The 12664-nt window shown below is 63.3% G+C and carries 15 protein-coding genes; 2 read left to right on the top strand and 13 right to left on the bottom strand.

Going from position 1 to position 12664, the window contains the following annotated elements; translation table 11 throughout:
* Positions 1-165: 165 nt before the first annotated feature.
* Genes AC3EA7_RS03490 through AC3EA7_RS03505 form a run of 4 tightly spaced genes read right to left on the bottom strand, consistent with a single transcriptional unit; the run spans position 166 to position 4038 of the window.
* Positions 166-1404, bottom strand: a complete 1239-nt coding sequence (locus AC3EA7_RS03490; protein WP_488612639.1) for an MFS transporter — start codon at positions 1402-1404, stop codon at positions 166-168.
* Positions 1401-2204 (bottom strand): [LysW]-aminoadipate kinase, encoded by an 804-nt coding sequence (locus AC3EA7_RS03495; protein ID WP_488612640.1) that lies wholly within the window; start codon positions 2202-2204, stop codon positions 1401-1403. Before AC3EA7_RS03495 ends, AC3EA7_RS03490 begins: the two co-directional genes overlap by 4 nt.
* Positions 2201-3706 (bottom strand): beta/alpha barrel domain-containing protein, encoded by a 1506-nt coding sequence (locus tag AC3EA7_RS03500; protein WP_488612641.1) that lies wholly within the window; start codon positions 3704-3706, stop codon positions 2201-2203. The genes AC3EA7_RS03495 and AC3EA7_RS03500 overlap by 4 nt, the downstream gene beginning before the upstream one ends.
* Before the next feature lie 2 nt (positions 3707-3708).
* A complete protein-coding gene (locus AC3EA7_RS03505; RefSeq protein WP_488612642.1) occupies positions 3709-4038 on the bottom strand; it encodes a hypothetical protein in 330 nt (109 codons plus the stop codon).
* Between the two features lie 41 nt (positions 4039-4079).
* Between AC3EA7_RS03505 and AC3EA7_RS03510 the strand changes: the two genes are divergently transcribed.
* Positions 4080-4223: a hypothetical protein gene (locus AC3EA7_RS03510; protein WP_488612643.1), complete on the top strand. Its 144-nt coding sequence runs from the start codon at positions 4080-4082 to the stop codon at positions 4221-4223.
* A gap of 90 nt (positions 4224-4313) precedes the next feature.
* Here the strand turns inward: AC3EA7_RS03510 and AC3EA7_RS03515 are convergent, their stop codons facing one another.
* The 8 genes from AC3EA7_RS03515 to AC3EA7_RS03550 all read right to left on the bottom strand — a co-directional run bounded on the left by AC3EA7_RS03515 (position 4314) and on the right by AC3EA7_RS03550 (position 10882).
* On the bottom strand, positions 4314-4457 hold the full coding sequence (locus AC3EA7_RS03515; RefSeq protein ID WP_488612644.1) for a hypothetical protein: 144 nt from the start codon (positions 4455-4457) through the stop codon (positions 4314-4316).
* 141 nt (positions 4458-4598) lie between these two features.
* The gene (gene argC / locus AC3EA7_RS03520; RefSeq protein ID WP_488612645.1) at positions 4599-5645 is read right to left on the bottom strand and encodes an N-acetyl-gamma-glutamyl-phosphate reductase; all 1047 of its coding nucleotides are present in this window, start codon (positions 5643-5645) and stop codon (positions 4599-4601) included.
* The gene (gene lysX, locus AC3EA7_RS03525) at positions 5642-6499 is read right to left on the bottom strand and encodes a lysine biosynthesis protein LysX (RefSeq protein WP_488612646.1); all 858 of its coding nucleotides are present in this window, start codon (positions 6497-6499) and stop codon (positions 5642-5644) included. The genes argC and lysX overlap by 4 nt, the downstream gene beginning before the upstream one ends.
* A gap of 3 nt (positions 6500-6502) precedes the next feature.
* On the bottom strand, positions 6503-6670 hold the full coding sequence (gene lysW / locus AC3EA7_RS03530) for a lysine biosynthesis protein LysW (protein ID WP_488612647.1): 168 nt from the start codon (positions 6668-6670) through the stop codon (positions 6503-6505).
* A 15-nt stretch (positions 6671-6685) separates the two neighbouring features.
* Positions 6686-7771 carry an isocitrate/isopropylmalate dehydrogenase family protein gene (locus AC3EA7_RS03535; RefSeq protein ID WP_488612648.1) on the bottom strand — a complete coding sequence of 362 codons (1086 nt, stop codon included), beginning with the start codon at positions 7769-7771 and terminating at the stop codon, positions 6686-6688.
* Positions 7768-8268, bottom strand: a complete 501-nt coding sequence (locus tag AC3EA7_RS03540; protein ID WP_488612649.1) for a LeuD/DmdB family oxidoreductase small subunit — start codon at positions 8266-8268, stop codon at positions 7768-7770. The genes AC3EA7_RS03535 and AC3EA7_RS03540 overlap by 4 nt, the downstream gene beginning before the upstream one ends.
* A 227-nt stretch (positions 8269-8495) precedes the next feature.
* Complete coding sequence (locus tag AC3EA7_RS03545; protein WP_488612650.1) at positions 8496-9614, bottom strand: trans-sulfuration enzyme family protein; 1119 nt, start codon at positions 9612-9614, stop codon at positions 8496-8498.
* 8 nt (positions 9615-9622) lie between these two features.
* The gene (locus AC3EA7_RS03550) at positions 9623-10882 is read right to left on the bottom strand and encodes a 3-isopropylmalate dehydratase large subunit (protein WP_488612651.1); all 1260 of its coding nucleotides are present in this window, start codon (positions 10880-10882) and stop codon (positions 9623-9625) included.
* 293 nt (positions 10883-11175) lie between these two features.
* Here AC3EA7_RS03550 and def point away from each other — a divergent pair, with 293 nt between their 5' ends.
* On the top strand, positions 11176-11733 hold the full coding sequence (gene def / locus AC3EA7_RS03555; RefSeq protein ID WP_488612652.1) for a peptide deformylase: 558 nt from the start codon (positions 11176-11178) through the stop codon (positions 11731-11733).
* Between the two features lie 97 nt (positions 11734-11830).
* Here def and AC3EA7_RS03560 read toward each other — a convergent pair whose 3' ends face one another.
* Positions 11831-12178 (bottom strand): hypothetical protein, encoded by a 348-nt coding sequence (locus AC3EA7_RS03560; RefSeq protein WP_488612653.1) that lies wholly within the window; start codon positions 12176-12178, stop codon positions 11831-11833.
* Positions 12179-12664 lie beyond the last annotated feature (486 nt).

Here is a 12664-nt window from a genome sequence, read left to right on the forward strand (position 1 = left end):
CGCACAGCGCGGCTTCGTGCGGTCAGCCCGGGCGTTCACGTCCGCGCGCGCGTGCGCCCTCCCCAGCCGTGCGCTGCGGCTTGCGCGATGGATGGTTCACGCCCGCGCGCGCGTGCGCCGTCCCCGCCCAGATGACGGTCATCTGCACCGCGCCCAGGTTCAGGTCTACCCTCGCGTATGCTCACAAGGTTGCACCGTCGGAACCACCAGCGGCGCAGCCGTCCGTTCCGGGAGACAGCGGAAGACCAGCGCCGCCGCGCCCAGCAGCACCAGCGCAGTAGCGATGAAAACGGCAGGCAAGCCGAACCATGCGGCGATCATGGCGCCGAGCAGGGGCGCGGCGGCGCGCGCAGCGGAATTCACGGAGTTGTCGATGCCGAACACCGCCCCTTCATCTCCTGCGCGCGTGTAGCGCGCCAGCAGTGCGCTGAGCGCCGGGTTCATCCCACCGGTCGCCGCACCGGTCAATGCCTGGAGCATGAGCAGTTGCCATCCGGCAGTGACGAATGCCTGCGGAATGAAACAGAGCGCCGCTACCAGCGTTCCCGCCAGCAACACCCGACGATGTCCGACACGGTCGCCCAACCGCCCCAGGTAGAGCGCGCTCACCGTGCCTGCCGCCGACGAAAGCCCAACGATCACGCCAGCCAGGGTGCTGACGCCGGCGCTGCCGCGCATGAGCGATGCAACATACAGCGGCAACAGCGGCAGCAGCATGTTCGGTCCCAGCCAGTTGAGGAAGCGCGTTGTATAGGCAGCGGTGACGGCTGGCAACGCCAGAATGCGTCGCCAGTCGCTGAGGATGCCGGGACGCTGCGCCCCTTTCGGCGGCGGCGTGAAGCGCTCATGGATGCCAGACGTTACAACGACGCCAGATATGAGCAGCAGGATCGACGTAACAATAAAAGCTGCGCGAAAACCAAACGCATCGGCAACGACTCCGCCGAGCAATGGTCCGGCAGCAATGCCGGCCCACAGCCCAACCTGGAGCATCCCCATGGCGTAGCCGGTGCGTTCACGCGGCACAAGCGAGGCGGCAAGCGCGTTGATCGCGGCGATCGTGCCGGTAATAGCGCCCTGGATTGTGCGCAGCAGCGCCAGTTCCTCCGCCGAGCGGACGAATCCCATCAGCAGAATGATCGCTGCGCCGCCATACATGGCACGCTCGATCATCGCCTTGCGTCCGTAGCGATCCGCCAGCGACCCCCAGATCGGCGACGTAATCGCCATTGTGAGCGCCTGCCCGGAAAACACCATGCCCGCCCAGAATTCGAGACTCAACCCGGTGTTCGTACCCAGTTGCTCGACATAGAGCGGTAGGAACGGAAAAAACATCCCAAAACCGATTGCCGAAACCAGTTGCGCGGCGACCAGGATGAAAAGGGTGCGTTGCCAGCGTGTCATACAATAACCGTACCCTCGCCTGCAAGGGCGCGTGAGACCGGTTCGGCAACGCGTGCATCGCTGAGGATGACCCGTCCAACCCCCTGCGCCAGCGCTTCAGACGCGCCCAGAATCTTCTTCTTCATCCGGCCCTGCGCCAGCGGCAGGTACTCCTCCACATCGGCGCGCGGTATGCGCCGGACGAGGGTGCTTTCATCGGGGAAGGCGCGCAACAGACCGGGAACGTTCGTCAGCAAGACCAGCGTATCGGCGCCAAGCGCTGCGGCGACCGCAGCCGCCGCGCGGTCGCCATCGACGTTGAGCGCCTCACCGGCGTAGCTGGCGGCGATCGGCGCGATCACCGGCAGAAATCCGGCGTTCAAGAGCAGATTGAGCAGATCGGTATTGACTTTTTCAATGGTTCCGGTCCAGTCGTCGCGCAGTACTTTCTGCTTGCCGTCTTCGATAATGCGGATGATGGCTTTGCGTTGCCCTTGCAGCAAACGCCCATCGAGACCGGCGAGACCGACGGCGTTTACGTCAAGTTGCAGCAAGCGTTCGACGATGATCTTGTTGACCTTGCCAGCAGTCGCCATTAGGAAAAGTTCCAGCGTCGCACGGTCGGTGTAGCGGCTGGTGTAACCGGATGGCGAAGTGACGAAACGGGGCGGGTGTCCCAACCGTTCGGCGAGGGTGTTGGTTTCATGCGAGCCGCCATGCACCAATACGACCCGCTGACCAGCGCGCATAAGGGTGGCGAGATCGGCGCAGAGCGCGTCATAAGCGATGCCCGCGCCGCCGCCAACTTTGACCACGATCATTCGGCAGCCTCCCTGGATCGGTAGAAGAGTCGGACAATCTCCATTGCCTGGTGGTGGTTGATTCCTCCTTCACGCACACTGGCGCAGCGGATCAACCGTGCGGCGAGTTCGTCGGCAGTTGTTTCGTCGGTGGGAATATGTTGGTCATCTTCTGCCAGATCGTCAGCATACGGAACAATCCGGGCGCGGATGTCTTCGGCGGAGCGCAACACCAGATGCTCCCGTTCGCGCCAGAAACGCACGTTGCTCTTACCACAACCGAAGCATGCCAGCACCGGTGTGCGCAACGGCATGTCGTAAGGCGGCAACGCCCCAGCGTAAGCGCTATTGCCGAGATCAATCGCCTGCTGCCCTTCGTATCCTTTCTCCAGCGCCAGGCGGAAGGCGCGCAGGGTCGTATCGGCGTGGACGCCGGAACCATCATACTCGGTATTCGACGAAAACGGACTGCGGTCGAAGACGAAACCGCTGCGCGCCAGAATCCGGTAGAAGAAGGCGTCGAGGTCACGATAGCGGTTGACGAACAGTTCGCCATCGGGGAGCACGCCGAGTTTCTCGCGCACTGCCTGGCGGATGGCGGGCATGGAACGCGGGTAAAGGAGCAGGAGTCGTCGGTAGATCGCCTCGATCAGTGAACTGAGACCGATCGTGCCATTACGCTCTCCGATCCCCAGGATCGAAAAATCAGGCAGCATCATGATCCCCAGTCGCATGCACAACAGCAGCGTATCGACATACAGCCGGTCGGAGTGACCGATGTCGTTGTGAATGTGACATTCGAGGAAGGCAAACCGGATGCCGACCTGCCGCAACACCGCAATCCGATCGCCAAGATCATCAATCGTGCCGACGCCGACTGTGTCGGGGATGCCGATGCCGTCAACATGCAGCCCGTGGCTTGTCAGGCGCTCCTGCAATCGCTCGTAGAACGCGCGATAATCGTCGAGCGGGGTGCGATAGGCGTCTTCAGTGCTGATACGAACGCAGTCGAAGCCAAGGTCGCGCGCCAGATGAATGGCGTCGAAGGCTTTGTCGGCAAGCTGAACGGCGTTTGCATGAACCGTCGCTTGCTTGATCGGGCTGACGCCAATGTAGAGGTGCAGGCGACGGAAGCCGGTCTCGGCGGCGATGCGAATATCGGCGGCGACACAGCGTGCATGCGCAGCGAAGGTTGTCGTCAGTCCGTGAGCAACGGCGCGTTCCAGCAGACGACGATTGAACGCCTGTCCTGGCGGATTAGCGGGAAATGCGGGGAGTTCGATCACCCCGACCCCCAGCGAGTCCATGCCGCGCACCGCATCCCATGCCTCATCAATGGTCAGGTGGAACCCCTGGAGCGTCCCATCGCGGCACTCGCCGACTGCCTGCAACGACTCGCGGATGCTAAAGACCCCCCAGCGCACGGCTTTCAGATAGTCGAACAGTGCAAACAGTTCGACCGCTTCGTGATAGCGCGGTTGCGCCGGGTTTTCGTTGTGTAAGAAATCTGGTATGGGTGACATATCTATGCGACTCCATTGCCAGGTGACCGTCGCCACCAGCCATGCTTGCGCTCGCTGTCCCTGGCGCCCGCCAGCATTGCGCCCCTGCCCCAGGTGACCGTCACCACCGGGGGGCGCCCGCAGGCGCCGCCGGCGCTCGCCATCCCTGGCAATCGCCTGACCTTGGGCTGCGCCAGCGCGGTGACAGTCACCTGGTTCCCTGGCAACCGCCTGGGCATTGGGCTGCGCCCCAGGTGACCGTCACCACCGGGGGGCGCCCGCAGGCGCCGCCAGCGCTCGCCACCCCTGCCAACCGCCTGGGCATTGGGCTGCGCCAGCGCGGTGACCGTCACCTGGTTCCCCGGCAACCGCCGGGTATTGGGCTGCGCCCCAGGTGACCGTCACCACCGGGGGGCGCCCGCAGGCGCCGCCGGCGCTCGCCATCCCTGGCAATCGCCTGACCTTGGGCTGCGCCAGCGCGGTGACCGTCACCTGGTTCCCTGGCAACCGCCTGGGCATTGGGCTGCGCCCCAGGTGACCGTCACCACCGGGGGGCGCCCGCAGGCGCCGCCAGCGCTCGCCATCCCTGCCAACCGCCTGACCTTGGGCTGCGCCAGCGCGGTGACCGTCACCTGGTTCCCTGGCAACCGCCGGGTATTGGGCTGCGCCCCAGGTGACCGTCACCACCGGGGGGCGCCCGCAGGCGCCGCCAGCGCTCGCCATCCCTGCCAACCGCCTGGGCATTGGGCTGCGCCAGCGCGGTGACGGTCACCTAGTTCCCTGGCAACCGCCGGGTATTGGGCTGCGCCCCAGGTGACCGTCACCACCGGGGGGCGCCCGCAGGCGCCGCCAGCGCTCGCCATCCCTGGCAACCGCCTGGGTATTGGGCTGCGCCAGCGCGGTGCCGGTCGCCTCAAACTGGGTGCAATCCAGGAAACTCCAGTCCCGCCCGCTCATCGAAGCCACACATCAGGTTCAGGCATTGCACGGCGGTTCCGGCGGCGCCTTTCATCAGATTGTCGATGGCGCAGATCGACACAATCCGCCCGGTCTCCTCGTCCACCGCAAACCCGACATCGGCGTAATTGCTGCCCGCCAGAATCTTCGGCTCGGGCAGGCGGTAAACGCCCTGTTTTTCGCGCACGATGCGCACGAATGGCTCGCTGCTGTATGTAGCGCGAAACGCGCGCCACAGGTCTTTGTCGTTCACCGGTCCGCCAGCGAACGCATGCGCCGTAGCGAGTGCGCCGCGCACCAGTTCGACGCTGGTGATCGACAGATGCACGCGCTGTACGCCAAGTTCCTGTATCACTTCGGCGGTATGGCGATGCCCGACGGGTGCGAACGAGCGCACAGCGCCGCTGCGCTCCGGGTGGTGCGATGCCTCGTTCGGTTGTGCGCCCCCTTCCGAGGAGCCAACCTTTACCTCGACAATCAGATCGCGCCCCGGATCGATCAGACCGGCGCGTGTCAGTGGCAGCAGCGCGAGAATGGCCGCCGTTGCGTTGCACCCGACGCCGCTGACGTAACTGGCGCTGCGGATGGCATCACGGTGAAGTTCGGGCAATCCGTAGACGAAACGTTCGAGCCAGTGGGGCGCAGGGTGGTTCTCGCCATACCAGCGAGCATAGACGGTCGGATCGCGTAGACGAAAATCGGCTGAACAGTCGATAATCTTCGGCGCAAGACCGGCGAAACGATCAATAGCGCGCGCAGCATCACCGTGCGGCAGCGCCAGGATCAGCACATCGCACGGCGCCAACCGGTCCTGAGAAGTGAACTGAAGTTCGCGCGCTGCACTCACGCCACGCAGGTTCGGGTGCGCCGTCGTGATCGGCTTGCCTGCCAGCCGCTCGGAAGTCGCCTGCGCAACGGTGACCTGCGGATGAAACAGGAGCAGGCGCAGCAATTCGCCGCCGACATACCCGCTGCCGCCGACAATCGAGACGCGCACGCTCATAAGGCAGTCCCCTTCCGCGCAACCTCCAGCGTAAAATCGATAATCCGCGCCGGAATGTCCACACCGGTCGGCGCGATGCTGTTGCGGAACTCCATCGTGTAGTTGACTTCGTTCACCAGCAGTCTGCCGTCGGGCGCCTCCAGCACGTCGATTGCCACCACGCCGCCGCCAACCGCGTATGCCGCGCTGACACACAAATCCGCCAGGGCAGGCGTCACCGGGCAGACGGTTGCCTGCCCGCCACGGGCGGTGTTGGTGATCCAGTGGTCGCTGGTGCGGTAGATCGCACAAATGCACTCGTCGCCGACGACGAACGCGCGAATGTCACGATGATAAGGTTTGGGGATGTATTCCTGAATATAAAAGATCGAATGGTGGTACGATCCCAGGATCTGCTTGTGTTCGAGCAGCGCCTCCGCCGCCTCACGATCGTTGACTTTGGCGATCAGGCGGCCCCACGAACCGATGGCAGGCTTGAGCACCGCCGGATAGCCAAGGTCTTCAATTGCACGTAGCGCCGATTCGGGAGTGAATGCCATGCGGGTGCGCGGCGTCGGCACGCCAGCGCGGATGAGCGCCTGCGTGGTCTTGAACTTATCGCCGCAGATGTCGGCGACGTAGGCGGTGTTGACCGTCGGCACGCCTGCGTCGTTGAAGACCTTGAGCGCGTAGAGAGCGCGGGAATGGTGGATGCTTCGTTCGAGCACGACGTCGTACTCGTAGCGACCTTCATTCAGGTCGAAAATGACATCATCGTCGTCGATACGTTCATAGGCGATGCCGCGTCGTTCCAATTCGGCGAAGAGCAGTTTTTCCTCGACACGGATACGGGAGCAGAGGACGCCGACTCGCATAGGTCATTCTCCCCAGTCTTCTTCAACTTCCGGCGCAAGCGCCAGTTCCGGCGGGTTAATGCTGACCACTTCCAGTTCGGCGGCGCAGTCGGGGCAGGTCAGAATCTCGCCTTCGACTGTTCCTTCGGGCAGGATGATTTCGGCTTCACATTCCGGGCATATGGCGCGCATGTGCGTCTCCTTTTCTTATGATGTGAGTATATGTGCAATAACCGCCTCGGTAACTTCAGCCGTGGCCGCGTTGCCGCCAAGATCGGGCGTATGCGGGCCGACGGCGCGCACGTGGCGAATGGCGCGCTGGATACGTGCGCTCCAGGCAAGGATGTCGGGCGCAACGTCGGGTGGCGCACGTCGGGCGAGGTAGTCGAGCAGCAGCGCGGCGCACCCGATGGCTGCCAGCGGATTGGCGATCCCCTTCCCCGCGATGTCGGGCGCGGCGCCGTGCACCGGTTCGAACAGCGCATACCGTTCACCCAGGTTCGCCGAGGATGCCAGCCCCAATCCGCCCCCCCAGGCACAGGCGACATCCGACAGAATATCACCAAACAGGTTGGTCGTGACAAGCACATCGAAGCGTTCCGGGCGCGTCGCCAGTTGCAGCGCGCAGGTATCGATCAGCATCTCCTCTGCCCGCACGTCGGGGTATGCCTGTGCAACCTCCAGCGCGACCGTGCGGAACAACCCGCATGTTTCACGCAGCACATTCGCTTTGTGGACAATGGTCACCTTTGCTGGCGGCGCATCGTTCGCATTGCGCGCGGCGCAGCGGGCGCGCGCCAGGTCAAACGCAACCCGCACGATCCGTTCGCTGGCGCGCCGGGTAATGACACGCTCGGCAATCGCGGTCGCGCCGCCGTCTTCAACCCGTTCGCGCCCGGCGTACAACCCTTCGGTGTTCTCGCGCACCACCACCAGATCGACCCGACGCGCATGCGGATCGTCGGCAGTCGGCGGATCGGCGAAGACCGGGCGGATATTGGCGTACAGATCAAGTTCACGGCGCAGCCGCACAATCGGGCTGCGGTATCCGGCGACCGGGTGACTCGGCGAAGCGACTGCGCCGAACAATACCGCGTCCGCTGCGCGCGCGGTTTCGAGCGTGGGCGAAGGCAGCGCCTCACCGCAGCGCCGGAAACACTCCCAGCCCGCATCGGCTTCCACGAACCGCAGCGACAGACTGGTCGCCCGGAGCACGGATACGGCAGCCGGAACGACCTCGCGCCCGATACCGTCGCCGGGGATCACGAGCAGGGTGAATGGCGACGCATTCATACCGCCACTGCTCCGGGAAAGCGACGATACTTGCGGTAGAATGGCACAATCCCGCCTTCGCGCCAGACCTCGCGCATCCACTCAGGCGGCGGCGGCAGTTGAATCGTGCGCCCATCGGCGATGATGACGCCGGTTTCGGCGTTGAACTCCACCTCCTGTCCGTCTTCCAGTTGGTCGGTCAGGTCCGCCTCGAACAGCGGAATGCCCAGGTTGAGCGCATTGCGGTAGAAAATGCGCGCAAAGAGCGGCGCAATGATCGCCCCTACGCCGACCATCTTGAGCGCCAGTGGCGCATATTCGCGTGATGAACCGCAGCCGAAGTTCGGGCCGGCGATAATCAAGTCGCCAGGACGCACGGTTGAGGCAAATTCGGGGCGCGCCTCAACGAACGGGTATCTGCGCAGATCGTCCTCGTTTTTGAGCATATACGGCGCATACCGTCCGGGGACGATCTGATCGGTATTGACATTTGCGCCAAAGCGCCAGATACGAGCCATACGAGCAGTCCTTTCTTGCGTGAATGACAGGAGTTACGCAGTCGCCTCACGGACGAACCGAACCGTGTGACGGCTCTTTTTGCCTTCGGCAGAGCGGTACCGATCTTTTTTGGTGCGGTTCGGCGGCTTTGCCGCCGAACCGCACCACCTGATCAAGAGCGCCACACTGCCGCAGTCTCTGTGGAGCAAAGAACGCGCCACCGCGTCAGTCCTGTGAATGAAGTTTCCTACGCCAGCGCCTGCGCCAGATCGGCGATCAGGTCGTCGGGATGTTCAAGCCCGACCGAAATGCGCAGCAGGTTTGGCGGCGTCGTACTCTCCGGTCCCTCAACCGACGCGCGATGTTCGATCAGGCTTTCGACACCACCAAGGCTGGTGGCGCGGGTGATGATCTTCACTCTGGCTGCAACTGCCATCGCCTCCGCTTCGCCGCCTTTGACTTCAATCGAAAGCATACCGCCGAAACCGCGCATCTGCCGCGCAGCGACCACGTGGTCAGGGTGAGTTTCCAGCCCAGGATAGTGAACGCGCTCGATGCGCGGATGCTCCGCCAGAAAACGAGCGACCTGCATGGCATTCGCGGCGTGCGCGCGCACGCGATACGGGAGCGTCTGAATGCCGCGCAGCGTCAGCCAGCAGTCAAACGGCGACGGAACAGCGCCGCCATTGATCTGAAGAAAACGCACCCGTTCGGCGAACGTATCGTTTGCGCCGAACACCACAGCCCCGCCGAGCACATCACTGTGCCCGCCAATGTACTTCGTTGTTGCGTGCATCACCATGTCCGCCCCCAATTCCAGCGGGCGCTGCTGTATCGGCGTGGCCCATGTGTTGTCCACTGCGCACAACGCGCCAGCCCAACGGGCGATTTCCGCAATTGCGGCAATATCGGCGATTTTGAGCAGCGGGTTGGAGGGCGTCTCGACCCACACCAGGCGCGTGTTGGGGCGCAACGCCGCCGTGACGTTCTGCGGGTCGCGCATATCAACGCGGGTATACGCGAGTCCCCACGGCGCCATAATCTCGCGCAGCAGCCGCGTAATCCCGTGATAGGCGTCATCGGGCGCAATCACATGGTCGCCGGGGCGCAACGCCTGGAAGATGCTCATAGCCGCAGCGAGACCGGAACTGAACGCCGCGCATGTCACGCCGCCTTCGAGCGCCGCCAGGCATGTTTCGAGCATCGCGCGGTTGGGGTTGCCGTTGCGGGTATAAATGTACCCATGTGGGAAACTCCCGTCTGACGCGCGCTCGAAGGTCGTCGTCAGATAGATCGGCGGAATGACCGCCCCCGTCGTCGGATCGATCTCCTGACCGGCGTGAATGGATGTCGTTTCGGGATGCATGGCATTCTCTATCCCACCACCTCCGCCGGATGGGCGATGTACCCCAGAACCGCCGTCGCGGCGGCGACTTCGGGCGATGCCAGGTAGATCTGCGCCTCCGGCGATCCCATGCGCCCGCGGAAGTTGCGGTTGCCGGTGAACAGACAGACTTCGCCAGGCGCCAGCACCCCCATGTGCCGCCCGATGCACGCGCCGCAACCGGGGGTGCCAATGGCGGCGCCGGCTGCGAGCAGGGTCGCCAGCGTCCCGTCGGCGGTTGCCTGTTGTAATGCCTCGCTCGAAGCCGGAACGACCAGCAGCCGCACCCCGCGCGCCACTTTGCGCCCCTGCAAAATACGCGCGGCGGCAGCCATATCGTTGGCATGCCCGTTTGTGCAGGTGCCAATGTAGACCACATCGACCTCGACGCGCCCCAGTTCGCTCAGATCGCGCACGTTGTCAACGAAGTGCGGCATGCTGATCTGCGGTTCGAGCGTATCGAGATCGACCTCGACCGTCCGACTGTAGCGCGCTCCTTCCTCGACGCGCAACCACGACGGCACGGTAATGCCGCGCCGCATCGCGTGTTCCTCCCAGCCGCGACCGGTCGGCGGAATAATGCCCGCCTTGCCGCCGATCTCGATCGACAGCGTGGCAAGCGTCATCCGTTCGCTGACGCTCAATGCCTCGACGCCGTGCCACTCGACCGATTGGTAGGTTGCGCCGTCAGCGCCGATCAGGCGCGCCACGCGCAGTCCCAGGTCCTTCGCGCCGACGCCAGGGCGGAAGCGTCCGCGCGCCAGGATGCGCACCGTTTCCGGCACGCGCAGCCACGTCTGCCCGGTCGCCAGCGTCAGCGCCATGTCGGTCGAACCCATACCGGCGCCAAACGCGCCGACGGCGCCATACGCCGTCGAATGCGAGTCGCTGCCGAGGATCAGCATGCCGGGGCGCGCCAGCCCTTCTTCGACTAGCACCGGGTGTGAAACGCCGCGCCCGACATCGAAGAAGTGCGTGATCTGCTGCTGCCGCACCCAGCGCCGCAACGCCAGTTGATGCTCGGCATTCTGGATCGTCGCCGCCGGCGCCACATGGTCCACCACAACCGCCACCCGGTCGCGGTCCCACACCTGATCGGCGTTCAGTTCCTGGTGCAGGATTTTGATGATGCTGGGCGAAATACTGTCGTGCATCATCGCCAGATCAACGCTGGCGACGATATTCTCACCCGCGAAGACCGGCCTTCCGGCAGCATGCGAAAGGATCTGTTCTGCAAGCGTCTGCCCCACGACTCCCTCCTGAAGCATAAACAGAAAGCCCGCTTGCCTGGTCTGGCAAAGCGGGCCTGTCAACCAACCATTGCGCGACAAGCGAGCTTAACCAGACCAGACGTCCGGCTTTTTGCTGCGCTTGACTTGCTTGGTGATCAGAGATCGCATACCGCGTATGATAGCTTTCTTTACCGCGTTGCGCAGTGTACCATCGATGCGAATGGCTGTCAAGCAAGGAGACCGTCGCTACGAGTCGCCCCTGTGCTATAATGCACCACAAGAGCACGTAGATCGCTGGAGGATAGAACGCCATGGCGCTGCGCCGCATTTTGCGCATCGATAACCCGGACGACAAGAAAATCCTGACGACCCGCTGCTACCCGGTGCGGATGCCCAACCCGTCGCTGAAGCAACTGGTCGCCGATATGTTTGAAACCATGCACGCTGCCAATGGCGTTGGGCTGGCAGCGCCGCAGATCGGCATCACACAGCGCCTGACGGTTATCTCGATCCCTCCGACGATGGAAGAGCGACCGGATGGCACAAAGGTCGAGGTTGCGCCGGAACAGAACTTTGTCCTGATCAACCCGGAGATCGTCAAGTCCGGCAATCAGGAGGAAGTGATGCTGGAGGGGTGCCTGAGCCTGCCGGGGTGGTATGGCGAGGTGCCGCGCGCAACGTGGGTGACCGTCGAGTACACCGATTTGAACGGGCGGCGGCAACGCATCCGGCGGGCGACGGGATTGCTGGCGCGCGCTTTGCAGCACGAGATCGACCACCTGGACGGCATCCTCTTCACTGAGCGCATCCGCGATCTTTCAACCCTCAAGAATTACAGTGAAGAAATGGAATCGGCTACGGCGGAGTGAGATGGTGTCGCAGGCGAGAAGTCGGATCCAAGATATCTTTGAAAACAAGGGCGACAACCTCATCTAACGGTTGCCGCCCTCGCGCTTCACTCCTCACTCACTTCCCACATCCCATGTGGACAGCGGTGTTCTGCTTTGCATCCATCGCACGCTGCGACTCGCCAACCGGAGCGGCGGCAGGCGCCTGCTCGACGCGGTCGAACGTCACCTGTCCCTCACCGGCCAGTATGGCGGGCGCCTGCTCGACGCGGTCGAACGGAAGGGTCGTGTTCATGTCAGTCTGGTTCGTCGCCGGTTGCTGGATAACGAAACCATTGGGGGCCATCAACTGGTTCAACAACGGCTGTTCCTGCACCTTCGCCTGGCTCGCGCACGCGGCAATGCTCAGAGCCAGACCGATGCCGGCAATGAGCGCCACTCCGCGGCGCTTGACATGTCGCAGCATGTGACTCCTCTCCCTTCTGATGTGTGACTTCACTGCAAAAAGTAACCACGAAGGTCACAAAGGGACACAAATGAAATGCGCTTCATTTTATTCACCTTCGTGCGCTTCGTGTCCTTGGTGGTTAAGCCTTTGTGCAGTGGAATCATGTGGGCAATTCCTCTGATCGTCGAAATGGGAAAACCTGTGCATATCCGTTTCAATTATACCATAAAGACTGTGCAAAAACAAGTAGGGGAGCGGTCTGAGACCGCCCCCCTCCTCCGGTCTCAGACCCACCTCTCCCCTGCGCGCCAACCACCCCCCTACCCTCCCGCCGACCGGTTGGAGCCATCCAATAGAGCGATCAATCGCATGTTGCACAATACTCGCCCGTGTTGACCATGGAGCAGCGGACGTTGGCTTCGACTGGCTCAGCCAACGTCCGCTGCTCGATGGTCGCCACGGGCAAGCATTGGGCAACATCTGGTTGTTTGCTCTATTAGTTCT

Source organism: Roseiflexus sp., from assembly GCF_057785375.1.